The 21273-nt window shown below is 53.1% G+C and carries 15 protein-coding genes; 5 read left to right on the top strand and 10 right to left on the bottom strand.

From position 1 onward, the window contains the following. Window positions 1–454: 454 nt before the first annotated feature. The 7 genes from PHF27_RS07380 to PHF27_RS07350 form a co-directional block, all read right to left on the bottom strand. The gene (locus PHF27_RS07380; protein ID WP_300067858.1) at window positions 455–3616 is read right to left on the bottom strand and encodes an efflux RND transporter permease subunit; all 3162 of its coding nucleotides are present in this window, start codon (window positions 3614–3616) and stop codon (window positions 455–457) included. Next, on the bottom strand, window positions 3613–4890 hold the full coding sequence (locus PHF27_RS07375; protein ID WP_300067855.1) for an efflux RND transporter periplasmic adaptor subunit: 1278 nt from the start codon (window positions 4888–4890) through the stop codon (window positions 3613–3615). Before PHF27_RS07375 ends, PHF27_RS07380 begins: the two co-directional genes overlap by 4 nt. Window positions 4891–5246: 356 nt before the next feature. Then, window positions 5247–6965 carry a HAMP domain-containing methyl-accepting chemotaxis protein gene (locus tag PHF27_RS07370; protein ID WP_300067852.1) on the bottom strand — a complete coding sequence of 573 codons (1719 nt, stop codon included), beginning with the start codon at window positions 6963–6965 and terminating at the stop codon, window positions 5247–5249. Window positions 6966–6994: 29 nt separating this feature from the next. Further along, complete coding sequence (locus PHF27_RS07365; RefSeq protein ID WP_300067850.1) at window positions 6995–7948, bottom strand: HD domain-containing phosphohydrolase; 954 nt, start codon at window positions 7946–7948, stop codon at window positions 6995–6997. Between the two features lie 202 nt (window positions 7949–8150). Beyond that, the gene (locus PHF27_RS07360; protein WP_300067848.1) at window positions 8151–9371 is read right to left on the bottom strand and encodes an ABC transporter permease; all 1221 of its coding nucleotides are present in this window, start codon (window positions 9369–9371) and stop codon (window positions 8151–8153) included. Window positions 9372–9373: 2 nt separating this feature from the next. Continuing rightward, the gene (locus PHF27_RS07355) at window positions 9374–10066 is read right to left on the bottom strand and encodes an ABC transporter ATP-binding protein (protein ID WP_018701720.1); all 693 of its coding nucleotides are present in this window, start codon (window positions 10064–10066) and stop codon (window positions 9374–9376) included. 10 nt (window positions 10067–10076) lie between these two features. Then, the gene (locus PHF27_RS07350; protein WP_018701721.1) at window positions 10077–11177 is read right to left on the bottom strand and encodes an efflux RND transporter periplasmic adaptor subunit; all 1101 of its coding nucleotides are present in this window, start codon (window positions 11175–11177) and stop codon (window positions 10077–10079) included. Window positions 11178–11346: 169 nt separating this feature from the next. Between PHF27_RS07350 and PHF27_RS07345 the strand changes: the two genes are divergently transcribed. Both PHF27_RS07345 and PHF27_RS07340 read left to right on the top strand, forming a co-directional pair. Continuing rightward, window positions 11347–12015 (top strand): response regulator transcription factor, encoded by a 669-nt coding sequence (locus PHF27_RS07345; protein ID WP_300067841.1) that lies wholly within the window; start codon window positions 11347–11349, stop codon window positions 12013–12015. After that, a complete protein-coding gene (locus tag PHF27_RS07340; protein WP_300067838.1) occupies window positions 12015–13532 on the top strand; it encodes a HAMP domain-containing sensor histidine kinase in 1518 nt (505 codons plus the stop codon). The genes PHF27_RS07345 and PHF27_RS07340 overlap by 1 nt, the downstream gene beginning before the upstream one ends. Before the next feature lie 107 nt (window positions 13533–13639). Here the strand turns inward: PHF27_RS07340 and PHF27_RS07335 are convergent, their stop codons facing one another. Further along, window positions 13640–14275, bottom strand: coding sequence for a flavodoxin family protein (locus tag PHF27_RS07335; RefSeq protein WP_300067836.1), 636 nt, complete (start codon window positions 14273–14275; stop codon window positions 13640–13642). A 128-nt stretch (window positions 14276–14403) separates the two neighbouring features. Between PHF27_RS07335 and PHF27_RS07330 the strand changes: the two genes are divergently transcribed. The 3 genes from PHF27_RS07330 (at window position 14404) to PHF27_RS07320 (ending at window position 18226) form a co-directional block, all read left to right on the top strand. After that, on the top strand, window positions 14404–14862 hold the full coding sequence (locus PHF27_RS07330) for a hypothetical protein (RefSeq protein ID WP_300067833.1): 459 nt from the start codon (window positions 14404–14406) through the stop codon (window positions 14860–14862). Between the two features lie 195 nt (window positions 14863–15057). Then, window positions 15058–16221: an MFS transporter gene (locus PHF27_RS07325; RefSeq protein ID WP_300067830.1), complete on the top strand. Its 1164-nt coding sequence runs from the start codon at window positions 15058–15060 to the stop codon at window positions 16219–16221. 4 nt (window positions 16222–16225) lie between these two features. Next, the gene (locus tag PHF27_RS07320) at window positions 16226–18226 is read left to right on the top strand and encodes a molybdopterin oxidoreductase family protein (RefSeq protein WP_300067861.1); all 2001 of its coding nucleotides are present in this window, start codon (window positions 16226–16228) and stop codon (window positions 18224–18226) included. Between the two features lie 271 nt (window positions 18227–18497). Here PHF27_RS07320 and PHF27_RS07315 read toward each other — a convergent pair whose 3' ends face one another. Both PHF27_RS07315 and PHF27_RS07310 read right to left on the bottom strand, forming a co-directional pair. Further along, a complete protein-coding gene (locus PHF27_RS07315; protein ID WP_300067827.1) occupies window positions 18498–19739 on the bottom strand; it encodes an Nramp family divalent metal transporter in 1242 nt (413 codons plus the stop codon). A 16-nt stretch (window positions 19740–19755) separates the two neighbouring features. Then, window positions 19756–20667, bottom strand: coding sequence for an FHA domain-containing protein (locus PHF27_RS07310; RefSeq protein ID WP_300067825.1), 912 nt, complete (start codon window positions 20665–20667; stop codon window positions 19756–19758). Window positions 20668–21273: the final 606 nt, after the last annotated feature.

The raw sequence follows: 21273 nt of genomic DNA, 5'->3' as shown, positions 1-21273 counted from the left end.
GTAATTTTGAACGAATGCGTAACCGCATCCTGTATTTGGCGGGTACTTAAAATAGATAGCAGCGAGAACTTGCGTCCTCGCTGCCGACATTACTTTATGCTTTTACCCCAACTATTGACATAGAACCAAAAAATCTCACCCGATGCCGGAGCGCTCATTAAATTAGTGGCTCCCTAAAAAGGTCACATAGTTTTTGGAAAATGATACGTTGCGTTGTAAAAAACAGGCTGTAATCGTTCGCATAAAGAACGACTGCAGCCTGTTTTAATGGGAACCTGTATGACAGGGAGATTGCCGCGCTGGCGCTCGCAATGACGATAATTGTCAGCCTTGCGACTTATATTTTCTGGCTTTTCTCTGTTCTGTGCTTCGAATTATACGTAACCCTCTTGCGTACCCTCCCTTTAAATACCAGAAGACGTCGGTTGCCATGCCATCCATGGCGCAACCGACCCTAGCCGCGTCCGGCGCCGTCGTATTCTTGTTTAATTTTCGTTCCTCGTCTTCCCCTCAGCAGCGATACTACAAATTGCTTCAGCCTGGCGAAGGGGTGATGGGTTTCCAGATGCAAGAAGATAATGGGAATGATGATCAGCGTAAAGACGGTTGACGACAGCAGGCCGCCGATGAGTACCCAGGCCATGCTGACACGGGTCTCCGAGCCGGCGGTCATGGCCAGCGCCGTGGGCAGCATGCCGACTACCATGGTCAAGGTGGTCATGAATATGGGCTTGAGCCGGGTTTTGCCGGCTTCGATGAGAGCATCCTTGGCGGTGAAGCCTCGTTCCATTAGGGTCAAGGTGTAGTCTAAGAGCAAGGTGCCGTTTTTGGCGACAAGACCGTCCATAACCAAAATACCGATGAGCGAATAGGGATTAATGGTATTGCGGGTAAAAGCCAGAAACAGCAGCGAGCCAATCATGCCCAAGGGCAGGGAGAACATGCGGATAAAGGGCGTAGACAGCGATTCGTAGAGGACGGCCAGCAGCATATACACCAGCAGCAGCGAGAGGAAGAGGGCTTGCGCCATTTCGCCGAAGGTAGTCTTCATGTTATCGGCCTGACCAGTAAAGCGGTAGGTGACGCCGTTGCCCAGTTCCTTAGGCGTCAGCTGCCGACTGATGTCGTTGAGCACTTCCTGAAGTGGCCGGTCAGTGATGTTGGCGGCGATGTTGATGGACTCTTGTTTGTCAACGCGGCGCAGCATAACGGGCCCTACGCCGTCTTCGATTCGGGCCACGTCGCTGAGACGAACAAGCCCTTTGCCGCCTTGTACTGGGATGGAGCGGATGTCGGAGGCGCGGAAGCCGTCGCTGCCGGCCAAGCGGACGTAGATTTTGGTATCTTGGCCGTTGTTGTTAGGATCATTGACGAAATAACCGGCTTGGATGCCGGAAATGGCGCCGTTAAAGACGGAATTGACGTCATTGACGGTCGTGTTGTAGAAGCGCAGTCGCTCGCGGTCCGGCAGAATGCGCATTTCAGGCGCTCCTTCGCTGTAGGAACTGCGGACATCCTTGATGCCGTTGACTTGGCCTAGCAGCTCTTGTGTGCGGTAGGAGGCTTTGACAAGGTTATCCAGGCTGCTGCCGCGCAGCTCGATCTGTACGGGAGAACTGTTGCCGCCGCCGCCAGTGCCTGTGCCGCCGGAAACGCCAGCGATGGAAGACTGGGTTTCGCTGACTTGAACGATGGCTTCCGGGTATTTACTGCGCAGCTCTTTGCGTACTTGGTCCGTGATCTGCCAGACCGTTCGGCTGCGATCCTGGCGATCTGCAAGACGCACGCTGACACTGCCGTAGTTGCCGGCGGGAGAGCCGACATTAGAAAGGTAGTGAGTGATTTCAGGGATGGTATCCAGGTAGGCTTCGACAACGGCTAGGCGCTGGTTGGTCTGGTCGATATTCTGGCCAGTGGGAAACTGCATGTTGACTCGGAAACTGCCTTCATCGGTTTTCGGCATGTATTCAGCACCGATGACTCCCAAGGGAACAAGGGAGACTGTAAAAACAAACAAAACCAGGATGGCGGTCAATATGGTTTTAGGGCGTTCTAAGCTGCGGCGCAGCGTTTTCTCGTAAAAGCTGATGACTTTGGTTTCCCAGCGGTCCAGGCGTTCCCAAATGCGTCCTGTAGGTTCTTGCAGGCCATGGCGGAAGAGGCGAGAGGCCATCATGGGCGTTAAAGTGAAGGAGATGAACAGCGAGCAAAGGGTGGCGAAGACGATGGTCAAGCCGAACTGGCGGAAGTATTGCCCGGTCATGCCGTTCATAAAAGCAATAGGCATAAAGACTACGACGTCGCACAGGGTAATGGCGATGGCGGCCATGCCGATTTCCGTACGACCGTCCTCGGCGGCTTGAAACGAGTCTTTTTTCATAGCTAAATGCCTATGTATATTTTCCAGGACGACAATGGAATCATCCACAAGGATGCCGATGCAAAGCGCCATGCCCATGAGGGACATCATATTGAAAGTAAAGCCGGCGATGTACATGACGAAGAACGTGGAAATGAGCGAGGTAGGAATGGCTACCAGTACCGCGACGGTAGAGCGCCAGCCTCGCAAGAAGAAGTACAGTACAAGGCTGGTGGTGATCAGGCCTTCGATTAAAGCTTCCAAGGTATTGGTTAGTGAGTTTTCTACAAAACGCGACGAGTCGGTGACCATGACGAAACGATAGTCGGGGTATTCCTTTTCCAGCGACTTCAATTGTTCTTTCGCGGCTTTGGCGGTGTCGACCAAATTGGCGTCGCTGTTCTTATAAACGGCCAGGGAAATGACATCCTGTCCGTCCGTGCGGGCATAGCGGGTAACGCGGGCGTCCTGTTCCCTGACGGTGGCCAGGCTGCTCAAAGGAATACTAACGCCAGCGTTATTGCTGACATGAATGCGGGATAGTTCCTCAGGGGCTGCGTACTGCGCCATCAGGCGAACGCTGGTTTCTTGGCGGTCGTTAAATACGGAGCCTGCAGGGGTGAGGAGATTTTCCTGCTCGATGCGTTTGGCGATTTGCGACAGGGAAATGTTGAAAAAGTTGAGTTTGTCCTTTTGGATTTCCACGGCGACTTCCTTGTCGCGGCCGCCAAAAAGCTGCACGTCGGAAACGCCGCCAGCGCGCTGCATGCGTTCCAGGAATACATCGTTGGCCAGACTGTAGATATCGGCCAAGGGCTTATCGGCGATGACGGAGATTTCCATGATCGGCGCCGCGTTGACGTCGCGCTTCATGACCACCGGCTGGTTAATGCCCGTAGGAAGGCGATTCAGCGCGGAATTGACATATTCCGAGGCGTTGATGGCGGCGGTGTCGGTATTGGTCCAAAACTCAAATTCTAAAATGATCTGCGCCTTTTCCGGGCGGGACACCGAGGTCATGTGTTTGAGATTGGACAGACCGGAAAGAGAGTTTTCCAAGGGTTTGATGACGGTCTGCTCAATCTCCTCCGTGCCGGCGCCGGGATAGTTGACCGTAACGGTGACGTAAGGGATGTTGAGGGCCGGCAGAAGTTCTACGCCGATGCGCCAGAAGCTGAACAGGCCCAGCACGACTAAGAGCATAACAATCATGGAAATGCCGATAGGCTTTTGAATGGAAAAGCGGGTCAAATTCATGACGCGTCACCTGCCGCATTGAGAGTCACTGGGTGAGGCGAGATTACCATATCCGGGCGTAGGCGGGAGAGATTGGAAACGGCAATATTGTCCCCTGCTTGCAAGCCTTGCAGAATTTCCAGTTGCCTGTCTCCGCGAGCTCCTACTTGAACAAGACGTTGCTCTATTTTGTTGCTGCCATTGATGACAAACACATAGGTTTGGCCGTTTTTTTCTAATAAAGCTTCCTTGGGAATGACCAAAACCTGCTGTCGCAGGGGTAATTGCAAGACTACGCGGGAAAAGAGGCCGCCGCGCAGAGTAGCCGGCAAAGGCGGCAAAAGAGAAATACGCAGGGAAAAAGCCAAAGTTTGCGTGTCGATGGACGGGCTGATATAGGTAATGGTTCCCGGCAGCGTTTGGCCCAGCGCCTCTAGTTGCACCTGTACCGGCATGCCCAGCGCAAGGGCTGCTAAGTCGCCTTCGGCCACTTGGCAGTCCACATACATTTGACTGTTATCAACAATGCTCAGCAGCTTTTGGCCTGCAGCTGCCAGATTGCCCACTTCCGCCTGGCGATAGCCGATGGTGCCGGAGCGGGGGGCTCGCAGCAGCAGATCCGAACGCTGCTTTTCCATGGCTTGCACGGTATGCTGCGCTTTTTGCGCTGCCGCCTGGGAGGACTGAATGGAGGCGGCCAGACCATTTTGCATTTGGTTGGCCAAGGCGTCTAGCGCCCCCTTGGCGTCAGCGGTTTGCTGCTGGATGGATTCCATCTGCTCCAGAGAAATGCCGCCCACGTTGTAGAGGCGCTGGGAGCGCTGTTCGGTGGCGACAGCCTTGCGGTAATCCGCCTGAGCTTTTTCGTAGTTGGCATAAAAAGAAGCTTGGGTCGTAACAGAGTCGGCGGCGGCTTGACTATAGGCCGCCTGGTTCTGGGCGATCGAAATATCAGCATCCTGGGTGTCTTGAACGAGTAAAACATCTCCTTCCGAAACTTGCTGCCCCAGTTCCACATTGACAGCCAGAATGCGTCCTTGGTATTTGGCGGCTAAGTCGACTTGGGAGAGGGGGACCGTTTGTCCGGTTAGGGAAATGCGCTTATAAAGGTCGGCGCGGCCGATGGTAAGCATGTCAACGGTGGTCTGCTGTTTGCCGCTGGTGTCGCGCGACGTATCTTTGGCGGTAAGCAGGTAAATTCCTCCGGCCAAGACCAGCAACAACAGAAAAAAACCAAGACCCTTTTGGGCCTGCTTGTTTGTATGTAAGATTGTTTTTAATTTTGCTAAGTTCATGGGGATCGCGGCTCCTCTCCGATAACTGTCGCTTTTATCATAGCACTGAATAAGGATGCAACCAATAAGCTGTTTAGAGAACTAAAGGCGCAAGGGGTAAAATAGTGCTGGAGATTATTGGCAGATTGTTGATTTTACGATTATCTTACCACAAAAACGTGACGGTTTTGTGACAATGGCGGCTAGAGAAATGAAATACCAAGAGCGAGGCTTGAACAAGAGTCGCGGTGAGAATAGGAGGATGTGAATGAGGGAGGAAACGGTATACAGAGGAATACGGGCGGAAAAATGAAAAAACGGTCCAATTACCGGCAAACCGGCAAATGGACCGTTTTCGTTCTATAAAGAAAATGGTATTAGACCTTGAATTCGTGTACTCTGGCGGAAAGCTGTTCGGCCAGCTGGGCCAGTTCGCGTCCGGCGGAGGCTACCTCGTCCATCGAAGAAGTTTGTTCTTCCATGGCAGCGGTTACTTGCTGAATTTCGCTGTTGATATGCTGTGTGGCTGTATCGATTTGCGCGGCCGAATCGACGATGCTTTGGGAACCCTTGGCGGTTTCGTCGACGGCGCGGCTGATTTCTTGCATTTCTGTGGCCAAGTTTTCAATAGAAGCGACAATTTGGGAGAATTGCCTGCCTGCGGCGTCGACGCTGTTGGCGCCATCCAGCAGAACGGAACCGGCGCTATTGGTGGTAGCAAGCGCTTGGACCATACTGCGTTCGTTTTCTGCAATCAACTCGCCAATATTACCGGCGGCTTTGGCGCTGTCTTCGGCCAGTTTGCGCACTTCTTCGGCGACAACGGCAAAGCCCCGTCCCGCTTCGCCGGCTCGAGCCGCCTCAATTGCGGCGTTTAAGGCCAGAAGGTTGGTCTGGTCGGCAATGGCGGTAATGACGCCGACAATTTCCGCGATCTTCTTAGAGCCTTCTTCCAGGTGGGTCATGGTTTGCTTGACTGCTTCCGAATTTTGGGCGGCGTCTTGGATTTTATGTACTGCTTCCCGAACGGCGGCGCCGCCGTCTTCAGCCGTCTTGGCGGCTGCGGCCGCTTCTTGAGCCAGGTTTTCTACGGTAGCCGAAACCTCCTGGGTGCTGGCGGAAATTTCTTGAATGGCTGCGGACGTCTTTTCTACGTGCTGCTGCTGGCCTTTTGCTGCTTCGGCGACAATGGCCAGAGACGCTGTGATTTGCTGGGCTGCTTCAGCGCATTGGGCTTCGTTGGCGGTCAATTCTTCCGCCGCCGAGGCTACTTGATCAGCGGAAGTGATGGAAGTGCTGACCAAATGGCGCAGCTTTCCTTGCATGCCGTTAAAAGAATTCGTTAGTTGTCCTATTTCATCTTGCCCTTCGATGGCGAGGTCTTTGCCGGATAAATCGCCTGCGGCTACATCGCCGGCGCGGCGGGTGACAGCCTGCAGGGAAGCAGAGATATGGCCTGCCAGCCAGAAGGAAAAGCAAGCGCCGCAGAAAAGGGCGGCCAGGGAAAAGCCAAGCAGCAGCCAGCGGCTGCTGGAAGTCATGGCCTCGGCTCGTTCTTTAGCGATAAGAGCGCTTTGTTCAGCATGCTCGTTTAAGGTGAGCAGCAGTTCGTTGGCCTTGTCCATATTGGGCTGCGCCTGGGAAAAATAAATAGACCAGGCGGCTGCGTTTTGCCCTGCATTCCGCAGCTCAAAAGCGCTCTTGCGGGCAGCGACGGCTTTTTGGTTGGCTTCTCTTGCTTGAGCCAGCAAGTTCCGGTCTTCCGGGCTGAGGTCAACTTTTTCCAAACGGCTGATAAGCTCTGTCCGGGTTTGTGAATATTTCTCCGCTTTTTTTAGTAAATCCGTCTGCTGTTCTTGGTTTAAAGGTGCTAGCAAATAGGTAGTGATCGATACTTCAATGCCGCGAGTATAGGTGCGAATGGCGTTGACTAAGGATGCCTGCTGCATTTCCTTGGCGTGCAGTGAATTCAATTCCTCCGTCAACTGATTGGTTACATAGAGGCCCACTGCGCTGCTTAAAACCAGAAACAACCCTAGCAGGGCAGCGACGCTAAGCACTTTTAAGCGTATGTTCCAATTGCGAAAAGCTGACATGGTTGAACACCTCCTGGCGTGAAGCCAATTTAATGAATATCGGGTAACGAGAGCAGACAGTCAACTACTTTTTCGTCAAATTGGCTGCCGCGTCCCTGTTGGATAATAGAAAGAGCCTGTTCCTTTGGCATCGCCGGACGGTAGACTCGATGGGCGGTAAGCGCTTCGAAGACATCGGCTACGCTGAGAATGCGCGCCAAAAGAGGGATGTCATCGCCGCTGCGCTGGGTAGGATAGCCGCTGCCGTTCATCCATTCGTGATGGTAGAGGACATAGTCGGCGAGATGTGCAAAGCGGTTTACTTTGCAAAGTACGTCGTAACCAATGCGCGGGTGTTCCTGAATTTGCAGGCGTTCCGCTTCGGTAAGACGGCCTGGCTTGAGCAGGACGGACTCGGGGATGCCAATTTTTCCGATGTCGTGCAAAAGAGCGGCCGTGGAAAGATCATCCAGCTTGTTTGAAGGTAAGCCCAACTGTTGTCCCAGCTTAAGGGCGATGGAGCAGGTGTTGGCCGAATGGCGTCCTGTATAGGCGTCGCGTTTTTCAATGAGTTCCGCAAAAGCAAAAATGGTTTGCGTAAAGGTAGTTTCGTTATCTTGCTGCAAGGTCAAGGTAGCCGTAGTGTCCAGATCCACCTCAAGCACATAAGCGATTTCACCGTTGACGGCAAAGACAGGAATGGCTGTTTGCTCCAGCCGGACCAAGCGTTGGTCTTCTGTAAAATTCAACTTTTCTTGCGTTTCTACACGGCCGCTGGCGAAAGCTTGGGCGACGGCGCACTGCGGGCAGCGCTCAGAGCGTCCGATCCATTCGTAGCAATGTCTGGCGTAAGCCTCCGGCGGCGTGGGGCCGTTGCTGCGCACCGAGGCTGTGTTACGGTACAGTATGTAGTAGTTGCGGTCGATTTTTGAGACCGGACAAGGAAATTGGTCTAAAATGCTTTCTGGCATAGGCTGAGGCAGCGACATAAAGGTTTTCAGCATAGCGTGATTCTCCTGTTAGCTGTTTAGCCGTGAAACGGGCTTTAAAAAATATTGAAAAAGAAGCCCATATTGTGCAACAATATGGGCTTCGTAGTGCATATACTATTAAATATATGTTCAGTATAACATACATAGGATAATTGGACTAGAAAAGAGAGCTGAAAAAATCAAAGAAGTACTATTCTGAATTGCGGGAAATCTGCTATTCGTAACGCAACGCGTCGATAGGGTCTAGGAGCGCGGCTTTTCTGGCGGGGTAAATGCCGAAAAACAGTCCGATCACGACAGTAATGCCGAAGGAAGCGCCGATGGAGAGCGGCGAAATGACAGTCTGCCAGCCGAAGACCGAGGTAATGGCGTAAGCGGCGCCGATGCCGAGAAAGATGCCTACTAAACCGCCACTGACGCTGACCACCATGGCTTCGATGAGAAACTGCAGCAGGATGTTGCTGAAGGTAGCGCCGATGGCTTTGCGGATGCCGATTTCCCGAGTACGTTCAGTGACAGATACCAGCATGATATTCATAATGCCAATGCCGCCGACCAGCAGGGAAATGGCGGCAATAGCGCCCAAGAAGATAGTCATGGTGCCGGTGGTTTCCTGCATCGTGCTCATCAAGGCCGTAAGATTGCGGACGGAAAAATCATTTTCCGCTGTCGCCGCCAAGTGATGGCGGGAGCGCAAGAGGGTTGTAATGTCTTCTTGGGCCTTGTCTAATAAATCTTCACGTTCCATTTGTACGCTGATCGAGTGAATATACGTAATGCCCAGCAGGCGTTCCTGGGCGGTTGTGATGGGGATGATGGCAATATCATCTTGATCCTGTCCCATGGAGGATTGGCCTTTGGCGTCTAGGACGCCGATGACGCGGAACGGCGCCTTGTCAATTCGAATCATTTTGCCAACGGCGGAAGCGTTGCCAAAGAGATTAGTGGCAACCGTATTACCCAGCACCACCACCCGGGCGCGGTCATTTTCGTCACGGCTGCTGATAAAGGAGCCGGCAGCCAGAGTATAGCTGCGGATGGCCTGTTGGTCCGGCGTCGTTCCCTGTACCGAGGTTTTCCAGTTTTGATTGCCATAGACCAGCTGGTAGGAGGAACTGACTGCGGGAGCTAGGTTGGCGATGCCGCTGACCGATTTGCCGATGGCTTTGGCATCCGTATAGGTGAGGGTGATATTGGAGCCGGCCGCCTGGCGGACGCCGCCGCCGGCGGAAGAGCTGGCACCAGGCATGACGACAAGCAGATTGCTGCCCAGGCTGGAAATAGACGATTGAACTTTCTGCTGTACTCCCAGACCGATGGAAATCATGGCGATAACGGCGCCGACGCCAATGATAATGCCCAGCATGGTCAGGGCGGTGCGCAGTTTATTGGCAATTAGGCCTTCCCAGGCAATGAGTATGCTTTCCCAAAACATAGTTAGGCCTCCTTTCCGCGCTGTGTGTCTTGCACGACTTGGCCGTCGCGCATTTGAACGGTGCGCAGCGCATAGGCGGCAATATCCGGCTCATGAGTGACCATGATTAGTGTTCGGCCTTGCTGATGCAAGGCGGTGAAAATATCCATAATTTCCAAGCTGGATTTGGTATCTAAGTTGCCGGTGGGCTCGTCGGCAATGAGAATGGGCGGATCGTTAACAAGAGCCCTGGCGATGGCGACCCGCTGGCGTTGGCCGCCGGAGAGCTCATTCGGCCGATGGTGCATGCGATCGGCGAGGCCGACTTTTTCCAAATGATGTGCTGCGCGCGCTAGTCTTTCTTTTTTTGGCGCATTAGCATACACCAAAGGCAGGGCCACATTTTGCAGGGCCGACATGCGCGGCAGCAGATTGAAGTTTTGGAAAACAAAGCCCAATTTGGCGTTGCGCACAGCGGCAAGAGCGGATTCGTCCAATGTGGCTACTTCCTTGCCTTCCAACTGATAAGAGCCGCTCGTGGGGCGGTCCAGGCAGCCGACAATATTCATTAGCGTGGACTTGCCGGAGCCGGAAGAACCGATAATGGCGACAAATTCGCCTGTATCAATTTGCAAGCTGACATGGTTTAGGGCATGAACGGAGGTATCGCCCATATGATACGTTTTGGTGATGTCCTTCAAAACAATAATACTCATGACGCGCTCCTTAAATGCGAGGCGGCGGTCCCTGATTGCCGCTGGCGGTTTTGGCCTTGACCGTGGGCAAGACGACTTGCATTCCTTCTTCCAAACCGCTAATGATTTCAATTTTCTCGTCGTTGCTCAGGCCGGTTTCAACGGCTAAAGTGACTATTTTCCCGTCTTGCAGCACTTGCACGGTTTTGCGGCCGTTTTCTTCTTTGATAGCGCCGGACGGAACGGCAAGTACTTGCTCACGTTGCGAAATAAGAATGGTTACCCGCGCGGTCATGGTGGGGAATAACAGGCCTTCAGCCGAGTCTACATCTACATAGACCGGATAGTAAATGACATTGGATGACGTAGTGGCGCTGCGGGAAATATTGCTTACAACGCCAGTAAAGGTTCGGTTGGGGTAAGCGTCAACGGTAAAAGACACCTGTTGTCCGTTTTGCACCTTGCCGATGTCGGTTTCGTCCACCATAACCTTGATTTGCATTTTAGACATGTCGGCAATGGTCATGATAACTTGAGGCGTAGAAATACCTTGAGCCACTGTTTGACCTGCCGGCGTAGGCTTGCCGACAACCAGGCCGGTAATAGGGGAGGTAATAACATAGTAGCCGAGCTGGGAAGCGTAGTTGTCGTAGTTAGCTTTAGCTACAAGATAATTGGTGCGGTCCGCATCAAGCTGTTGTTCTGATTCGCCCCCCCCTGAGGCGAGCTGGCGGCTGCGGGCGTAAATGGATTCGTAGTTGGCAAGCTGCGCCCGGTATTGAGCCACTTGCGCTTGGAGGCTGCTGTCGTCAAGAACGACCAACACCTGTCCGGCGGAGACCCAGTCATTTTCTTTTACCCGCAGTTCCCGGATCAAGCCGGTTACGCGCGAAGAAATATCGACAGAGTTGACAGCGGAAATGGTGCCTGTAGCGGATACTGCGCTTTGAATGGTTTCGCGGCTGACGGATATTGTGTTGACGCTGGGAACGGAGGCCGCTTTTTGGCGCTCTTGATACCACCAGGCGCCGCCTGCTGCAAAAACGACAATAAGGGCCAAGGCAATAAATTTTTTAGGAACGGCGTGAAGCGGATTTTTAATGATGGCCACCTCCTGATAAAATGGCCGCATAGCGGCAGGGTACTTATGTATATCTTGAATTATGAATCTTCATTGTTACAGTTTTGTGTCTGTTCTGTGTCGGTCCTCTGATATTTCGCGTTAAGCCTCTGAGATGGTTGATTTTGCCTCTTGAGAACCGTATGCTAAATAAGAGAAGTCACAAAAGGAGCGTTGCCATATGGAACGAACCATCTTGGTAGTGGATGATGAAGAGCGGATGCGCAAGTTAATCGGAGATTTTTTGCGGCGCGAAGGCTATCAGATAGTAGAAGCTGGCGATGGCCGACAGGCTCTGGAACGGTTGAGCACGGAAAAAGTGGATTTGGTTATTTTGGATGTCATGATGCCGGAGCAGGACGGCTGGACCGTGTGTCGGGAGCTTCGCCGCACCAGCGACATTCCGGTGATTATGCTGACGGCGCGCAGCGAGGAGATGGACCAGCTCTTTGCGTTTGAATTGGGAGCGGATGAATATGTGACCAAGCCCTTCAGCCCCAAAATTTTGACGGCCCGCGTTAATGCGCTGTTTCGGCGCCTAGATGGCGGCGGACGGGCTATGCTGCCTGGAGGTCTTAGTATTGACGCGGCGGCCAGGCAGGTATTTATTGACGGACAGCCGCTGGAACTGAGCCCGAAGGAATATGAGCTGCTTAGCTATTTGGTGGAACATCGGGGCAAGGCGCTCAGCCGTCAGCAGATATTGAACCAGGTTTGGAACTACGACTACTATGGAGACTTGCGTACCGTAGATACCCATATTACCCGTTTGCGGGGCAAACTGGGCGATCAAGCTGCGCTGGTGCAGACCATTCGCGGCTATGGCTATCGTTTTGAGGGGGAACGCTAATGGTTTCCATACGCACGAAACTCTTTGTTTCGCTGTTGGCGCTGGTCTCTTTCTTTGGCATTCTCGTTTGGGTTGTCATTGATTTTGGGTTGGAGCGTTACTACCTGTGGCAGAAAGAGTCGGTTCTTCTAGTCAGCAGCCGGGCGGTGGCGGACCAATATGACGGTGATCCGGAACATATTGAACTGGAGCTAGAGCGTTTGGCAAGTACCTTGGGCGCTGGCGTCGTTATTTTGGACAAGGATAAAAATGTAAAATATACTTCCTTTGGTCCCTTGCGCGTGCGGCGCATGACGGGAAGCATAGGTTCCAGCGCCAACGAGCAACTGCATGGACCGCCTAAGCATATTGATAAAGATCGACATTGGGTGGATGAACACACCGTAGTGGAAACACAGCAGGACTTAGATCTAAAGATTGACTTTCTCGTATGGCGTCATTGGCTGTCTAACGGCGATTCGTTTATTGTGCGGCAGCCGCTCGCGCCTGTTTCGGAAAGCGCCAATTTGGCAGCTCAGTTTATGCTTTTTGCCGGCTTCATTGCGCTTTTGGCGGGAAGCTGCTGGGCCTTCCTCTTTGCCCGGCGTTTTACGGCGCCCATTTTGGAACTGAATCGTATTGCCCAGAGCATGGCTAAACTCGATTTTTCCCAAAAGTGGACAACACAGCGCCGCGATGAGCTGGGAGAACTGGGGAGCAGCATTAATCACTTGTCAAAACAGTTGGGAGAAGCCATGGATCGATTGCAGGAGCAAAACCGTCAACTACAAGAAGATGTGGAAAAAGAACGACGCTTGGACCGGATGCGCAAGGATTTCGTTTCGGCCGTGTCCCATGAGTTAAAGACGCCGCTGGCTTTGATTATGGGCTATGCCGAGGGCCTGCAGGAACATGTGGTTATTGACGAAGAAAGTCAGCGTTACTACTGTTCGGTCATTGCCGATGAGGCGCAGAAGATGGATAAGCTGGTCAAAAGCTTGCTGAATTTGTCGCAACTGGAAAGCGGCGCAGGGCATCTGCAGTGGGAGGAATTTGATTTAGCCGGTTTGGCGGTGGATGTGGCTCAGAAATATAAAGCCTTGTTAGCGGAAAAAGAGATTGCTTTGACTGTGGATGCGGCAACGCCTTGCTTTGTGTATGGCGACGTGCTGGGAGCCGAGCAAATCATAACCAATTTCCTTACGAACGCTTTTTCTCATGCCGATGGCGAGCGCAAAGTCCGCCTTTGGCTGGAGCCGGCGGAGCGTCATTGGCGGCTCCGTGTGGAAAACACGGGGAAGTCCATTCCTGAAGATAGCTTGGACAAAATTTGGACCAGCTTTTACAAGGTAGATAAGGCCCGCACCCGTCAATACGGCGGCCATGGCCTGGGCTTGTCCATTGTCCGCGCCATCCAGGAAGCCCATGGCAATGCCTTCGGTGCAGAGAACACGCCGTCTGGAGTGCTCTTCTGGGCTGATTTCGACGAAATCGAGCAGATACCTGCCAAAAAAGAGATTTCTTCCAAGGGAGAATAGGCGTAAAACAGCTCCGCGGCGTTGGTTAACGCTGCGGAGCTGTTTGCTCATTCGAGCTCTCTGATTACTCTCTTGGCTGTTCGAATTTTCGTATGCCTGAACCCCTGTTAGCGGATAAAGTTGGTGAAGATTTTCTTTTCTGCCGCTGGCGGCGGAACCAAATTTTTGGCTGCATCCAACGATTTGAGCAGCCAGGCCATGTTGCGGCCGAGAACGCGCAGCAGTTGCAGGCCTTCTTCATCCTGCAGCACTTCGCCGGGCGTTGTGCCATGAGCGATGTTCCAATAATTGGAGCCTGGCAGCAGCATTTCGGAGTAGGTAATATAGTGGTTTAAGGCGTCAAAGGTGCTGCTGCCGCCGCTGCGGCGTACGGCGACAACGCTGGCGCCTACCTTGTGGCGCAGCAAACCGCCGTTGACGCCGGCCACATAGAAGGCTCGATCCAAAAAGCATTTCATGGTGGCGCCGATGCCGGCGTAATGAACTGGCGAACCCAAGAGGATGCCGTCGGCTTCCTTCATTTTTTGAATCCAAGTATTGAGCTCATCCCCAGGCAAAACGCATTTCTCGTTTTTGTTTCTGGCGCAGCCGTTACAGGCCGTACAGCCTCGGAGGCTGCTGCTTCCAACTTGGACGATTTCAAACTCGATGCCGGCGCCGGTGAGCTCTTGACCTACAACCTGCAAGGAATGAAATGTGTTTCCCTCTTTGTGAGGGCTGCCGTTAAAGGCGACTACTTTCATGAGGAAACCTCCTTGGCCGGCCTTTTTTGGAAAGACCTGGCGTTTTCTTTTTTATAGTCTTACTTTATAATAAGAAGATGTGAGTCGCAAGAACGCACTTTTTGGTGACCTAAGGAGGTAGAGGCAACATGGGAACGTTAATTTACTTCGCCGCAGTGACGGTGATGTTGTATTTGGGAGAATGGCTGGGCAGCCGGGGCGGGCAATTAGCTCTGCGTATGGCGATGAACCGGGAAGAGGCTTCCTGGCGGCCGGTATTAGTGCGAGCGGCGATGAGCGCGCCGCCACTATCTACGTTTGAACGGGGCTTATTTATTGTGTTGATTATGGCGGTTCTTTTCGCCATGCCGTCCGATACCTTAATCGAAAGGGTATTTCTCTTTTTCTTCTGCGGCTTGGCGTATTCGCTGCTGCAGCTGGGCTTCAGCCTGCTCAAGGGTTATTGGGCGGTGAAAGACGCCGGCGACAACATGACCGAAGAAGAGCAACGCTATTATGCCACACAGATGGTCATGGAGCGGGGCATGCAGGCGATCGAGGAAGAAAAGAAAAAGGAAAAACTGCAAAACTCCGCCAAAGAAGAATAATCAAGGCCGCGCTTTTAGCGCGGCCCTTTTTTTCTAGAACCCTCATTCGAGCCCTCCGATTCTCTCGTGACTCTTGTTCAATCCTTATTCTCGTACCCTCACTTTACTCCCTCTACTCCTGTTCCTAAATACCTCTGCAGGGATGGCGCGGAATTATGTCGAAAAGCAACATAAGAAAGCAAAGGAGGCGGGCGCATGCAGGATGACGGATTCCGTTACTTGTCGAGAAATTTCATTTGCCTTTGGGCGGCGAATTTTCTCTATTTCGGCAGTTTTTATCTGCTGCTGCCTACCTTATCTCCATATGCGGCCGCCTTGGGAGCTTCGACTTTTCAAGTAGGCCTGGTGATGGGCTTTTTTACGTTTGCATCGGTTACGATTCGGCCGCAATGCGGCGTAATGGCCGGAACTTATGGCCGGCGGCCGGTGATGCTGGCAGGGGTCGGCTTTTTTTCTTTGGTGTTTTTTCTTTATGCCGTAGTGGATGACGTATATGTTTTGTATGCGGTGCGGGCTTTGCACGGGTTGGGGCATGCCGCTTTTTTGGCGGCTGCCGCCGCGTATATCGCCGATTTGGCGCCGGTAGAACGGCGGGGCGAAGTCATTGGCTATTACAGCCTTTCTAATATTATCTCCATGGCGGTGTTTCCGGCAGTAGGCGTTGCCTGGATGAAATACAGCCAAGACGACTTTACCGGTCTGGTTTGGGGCGGCGGTGCGATTGCCTTGGTGGCCTGGGCGTTTGTGGCGGGCCTGCAAGAATGTTCTACCCAGGAGTCGCGCCGGCCCGGCGCCTCCTTGCGGCAGGTGGCTGTTCGTACAGAGGTCTGGGCGTCCTCTTTGGCTTTATGGAGCGGCGCCTTGTGTTACGGCGTGGTTATTACCTTCTTGCCGCTTTTCGCGCCGTCCCGGGGCATTGAAGATTTTGGTATTTTTTTCAGCGTCTATGCGGTCAGTACCGTGGTCAGCCGAGCGGTGGCAGGCAAGCTGTCCGACCGAATTGGGCGCAAAAAAGTCATTGTGCCCTTTATGCTGGTTATGGCGGCGGCGATGATCTTTTTGGCGCAAGTGACCAGCGTGTGGGAATTAGCCTTGGCTGGCGCGCTTTTTGGCTTTGGTTTGGGGGCTTACTTTCCTGTGCTTAACGCCTTGGTAGTGGATCATACGCCGCTGCGCGATCGGGGGACGGCTCTAGGGTTTTTTACGTCCTTCATGGATGTAGGCATCGCCAGCGGCGCGGTGGTGCTGGGTTTTGCCGGAGAATATCTGGGGTATGACGCCATGTTTTTCTGGGGGGCGGGGATTCTGTTTTTGACGGTTTTTGTGTTTGCCAATGCGGTAAAAAGTGAGAGGAAGTGAAATGATGAAAGCATATAAGCGCTCTGTTTGTCCTTACGATTGTCCGGATGCCTGTTCTCTTTTGGTAGAGGTGGAAGACGGGCGGGCGCTGCGGGTGACAGGGGAACCGCAGCATCCGATTACGCAGGGGAAACTCTGCCCTAAAATGCGGGATTATCCTGCGACTGTATATTCGCCGGAGCGGGTTTTGACGCCCTTGCTGCGCACTGGCGCTAAAGGGAGCGGAACATTTACCCCGATTTCCTGGGAAGAGGCGATAGCGCGCATTGCCGAGCAGTGGCGCGGCTTGGTGGCACAGTACGGCGGCGAAGCCATTTTGCCTTTTTCCTACGCCGGGACAATGGGGGTGGTGCAGCGCAACGCCGGACATGCTTTCTTTCATCGCTTGGGGGCGTCGCAATTGGAGCGTACCCTATGTTCGCCGGCCAAGGATTACGGTTGGCGGGCCATTATGGGGGGCGCCAAAGGGATGCGGGTGCAGGAGACGGCCCATAGCGACTTGATTGTCATTTGGGGCGCTAACGCCGCGGCTACGTCTGTGCATTTTCTTCATTTTGTCCAAAAGGCTAAAAAAAAGGGCGCCAAGGTTTGGTTGATCGATACGTATGAGACGCCGACGGCGGCGGTGGCGGATCGGGTTATTCGGCTGCAGCCTGGCAGCGACGCCGCCTTGGCTTTGGGGCTGGTGCGGCTGTTTGATGAAGCAGGCTTAACCGATGAAGCCTTTTTAGAAAATCATGTTCAAGGGTATGAGAAGCTGCGCCAGGAGGTGCTGCCGGACTATACGCCGGACAAGGTGGCGGCTTTAACTGGTGTGACGCCTCAAGAACAACTGGAACTGGCGCAGGCTTTAGGGCGGGCTAAAGCGCCTTTAATCCGCATGGGCAGCGGCATGACGCGCTATGGCAACGGCGCCATGACCATCAGGGCTATTCTTTGCGTGCCTGCCTGGCTGGGCGCCTGGCGGCATTTGGGCGGCGGCGCTTATGGCGATCTCAGCACAGGCGCTGCTATTGATAAGGACGTAGTTCTGAGGCCGGATCTTTTAAACCCGGCGACGCGCAGCATCAACATTAATCAGTTGGGAGACGCTTTGACCCAAGCGGAGCCGCCAGTTCGCTCCTTATACGTCTATCACTGCAATCCTGCGGCGGTGGTGGCGGACCAAAACAAGGTGCTGGCTGGTTTGCGGCGAGACGATTTGTTTACGGTGGTGCATGAGCGGTTTTTGACGGATACCGCTCTTTTTGCCGACATTGTGCTGCCAGCGACGACTTCGCTGGAGCAGGACGATTTGTTTACCTGTTACGGGCATTACTTTGTACAGCGTTCGCCGGCGGCTATTGCGCCGGTAGGCGAAGCAAAATCGAACTGGGATGTTTTTCGACTCCTTGCGGAAGCCCTGGGCTTTGCTGGCCTGTATCAAAAAACAGCGGCGCAGATGGTGGACGCCGTTTTGGACCGCCCCACCCCTTGGCTGGAAGCGGCGGGTGTAGAAAAAATTCGTCAAGGAGACTTTGTGGAGCTGCCAGTGGCGGCAGATTATAAGCTGCAATATCTTACTCCCTCCGGAAAAATCGAAGTGTGGAACCCTCTGGAACAAGAACCGTTGCCTCGCTGGCTGCCGCCTCATGGCGGCGAGGGCGATTTATGGCTGATGACGGCGCCAAGCTTATACGGACTTAATTCATCTTTCCGAGAGCAGCCGCGCTTGATGCAGCTGCGGGGGGCGATGAGCCTTTTGATGCATCCGGCGGATGCTGCAAAACGAAAGCTGCAGGACGGGGCCTTAGTGGAAGTTTGGAATGCGCGGGGGCGGGTGCTGTTTACACTGGCGGTGACGGAAAAAGCGCAGCCCGGCGTGGTGGTGGCCGAAGGCGTGTGGAAGCTGGCGGATGCAGCTGGCGCTAACACGGTGAACGCCTTGACTTCGCAGCGACTGACTGACCGGGCGGCAGGAAGCACATTCTACGATACAAGGGTCTTTGTACGCCAAGGCCCGTAACTAACTACGCTATGTGCGGGAGGTTAAGCTTCTGCAAGCGTGAAAGCCCAAAAAGAGCGCTCAGATGCAATTTTGCATCTGAGCGCTCTTTTTTGCTACAGCAGAATTTATAAAACGAACCGCGAAATACACGAAAAACGCGAAAGGGGTTTGTGAATCAAAATTATATCATACTGTTTTTTCTCTGTCGTACCCTCCCGTGACTCCGATTCTCCTGTTCAATCCAATCCCGTCAAGCCCTCACTCTACTCCTGTTCCTGATCTCATTCTCCTATAAATAGCTGTACAGCAGCATGATATTGAGAGCGCTCACAATAGCGCCTACCAGCAGCAACAGCCACTTGGTGGTTGGGCGGTTGGCGTAGTCGCCCATTACCTTTTTGGAAGAAGTTAGGTAGATCTGCAGAAAAATGGTCCAGGGAAGCTGGATGCTCAACAGCATCTGGGAGTAAATAAGTCCTTGGAAAGGATCAGAGACGAAGAAAATGACGATTAGCGCCGCGATCAGGGTGAGCAAAATACCAGCGCGGGTTTGGTTGCTGGCGGTGTCATAGGCTTCGCCGAAGACGCCGGCGAAAATGGAGCCTCCTGCCATGCCGGCGGTGATGCTCGAGGAAAAACCCGCAAAGAGCAAGGCTACTGCAAAGACGATGGCGGCGTGGCCGCCTAAGAGCGGCTCTAGCATAACCTGCGCCTGCTCGAGAGCGTCAACCGCGACCCCTGCCTGGAAAAACGTGGTTGCAGCTACTAGGATCATGGCGCTGTTAATGGCCCAACCTAAGATCATGGAAAACAGCGTGTCCAGAAATTCAAAACGCAGTTGTTTGCGAATAATTACCGGATTTTCTAGGTTCCATTGCCGGCTTTGAATGATCTCGGAATGTAAAAAAAGGTTATGCGGCATAACTACCGCGCCGAGGACGCTCATGACGACCGGCAGGGAGCCTTCGGGAATGGCGGGAGTGACCCAGCCGGCAGCGGCGCTGGACCAGGCAATGTCTACCAGGCTGAGCTCAAAGAGAAAAGACAGACCGATAATGGAAACAAAGCCGATAATCCACTTTTCCAGCCGCCGGTAAGAGTTGGTGCCCAGCATGAATAAAACTCCAAGGGTGGAGAGTATCGCGCCGTCGCGGATACTGAGACCGAAGAGCATATTCAAAGCGATGGCTGCACCTAGTATTTCCGCCATAGCCGTAGAAATGGCCGCCAATACGGCGGAAGAAAGAAGCGGACGGGATAGCCAGGAAGGCAGATGCTTAGTCGCCGCTTCTGAGAGGCATAGGCCTGTGGCAATGCCTAAATGGGCGACGTTGTGCTGCAGCAGGATGAGCATAATCGTGGACAGCGTGACCATCCAGAGCAGCAAGTAGCCGTACTCAGCGCCGGCGGCGACGTTAGAAGCCCAGTTGCCGGGGTCGATAAAACCAACGGTGACTAGAATTCCTGGGCCTAGATAGCGCAGCAGCTCGCGGGCGTGCTGCAGGGATGTGCGTGAAAATGATTTGTTCATCGAAATACCTCGGAGTCTAAAGAGTAGATTCGTTTGTTTTTTCTGCTGGTGCAGTTTCTTGGTCTGTACTTAAGGCTTGGTTTTGCCCGGAAAGCAGCAAAAAGACGCTTTCGCCAATGCGGATCTTGCTTTTAAAAGGAAGCAGCACTTTTAAGTGCGGTACAGCCTTGTACCAGTGCTGACTGTCTGGCCGCTGGTAATACGTGCCGTTTTTGGATTTTAGGTCTTCCAGCAGTATCGGCGAGCCTTCACCTAAGTTAGGCAGGAGGCGGGCATGGACCTTGGAAACTTGGGGATCGTCCAGCAGTATTTGAGCGGCCTGCGGATCTCGGCCCAAGGCCAGTCCTTCCAAGGGCAGCAGCCAAGGAGGCTTCTGATTATCAGGCACTAGAAGCTGTACTTGAATAGATACAGGCAGTTCAGGCGCTTTGGCCTGTACCGGAGAGGGAGAAGGGATATTGCTGAACGCCGTCGCGGCGGGATCTTCCGGTGGTGTTGGCAGAGGCGGCGTGGTTGTGAAGACCTCGGCCATTTCCTCGTCAAATTCCTCCGCTGCTTGCGGCTCTTCTCCGGGCAGCGAATCATCTAAAGCCGGAAAGACAAAAAGCGGCGGCAAAAGTGTCATGCCCAGCGCCCAAAGCCAATAAGGCCGCTTATAGAGCACCTTGGCTAAACGGTAGAAGAGATAGGGCGCGAAGAACGGATAGCTTATGGGCAAAAACAAGCCCAACGCCAGCCAGGGAGACAGCTCCAGCTGACGGCAAAGAAGCACCAGAGCGTACCCTGGCAGCAGCTGCGGCACCCAGTCTGCTTCCGGGTTGAATTTTAAGGATAAGCGGTACAACAACCAAGACTGAAAAAAATAAGCGCCAACAAAGGTAACGGAGGAACCATAAAATACAAGCTGGAAATAATCGCTTTCTTCCATGGAAGCTTTCCTCCTGTCAAGATCAGTCTTTTAAGGTACAACGTATCTTTATGTTTATTGAATATACTTTTGCAATTCTACACAGGACTACGTTTCCCTGCTCTGGGAGGGAGTGCCAACAGGTGTATTTTATAAAAAAAGTCGCGCTCGTTTTGGCGCAACCTTGCAAATATACTAGAATTTATAAGTTTTGAGAGTCTGAAATAGGAGGAATGGTGGGGGATAACGAACCGCGAAATACGCGAAAAACGCGAAAGGGCTTTATAGTTCAGGGGGACGGTTCTCTTGAACCCTTTTAACGGCGGCATATAGGAACTTCAGGTTCTGTCGGCCGAATTCAGTGCCGTCGTATTTCTGTTTCATCCTGCTTTTCTCTGTTAACTCTGGCCTTTCCTCTGATTCTCTGTGTAAAGCGTACCTCGTAACCCTCCATCTAATCCATCTATTCTTGTTCAATCCAATCTCGCTTGGCGTTCTTCAGCTTTTTTGGCGCAACTTGTTCCGTTGTACGTAAATCCAGCCAGTCAGCAGTAAAAAGAGTAGTGCCGTCGCCCAGAAGACGGAACGGGAGCCTAAGGTGATGGCGAGAAAGCCGCCTGCCACCGG

This window comes from Anaeromusa sp., assembly GCF_028691475.1.
Lineage (GTDB): Bacteria > Bacillota > Negativicutes > Anaeromusales > Anaeromusaceae > Anaeromusa.
Note: the sequence above shows the minus strand (reverse complement) of the source record. Positions and strands in the feature narration are given on the sequence as shown.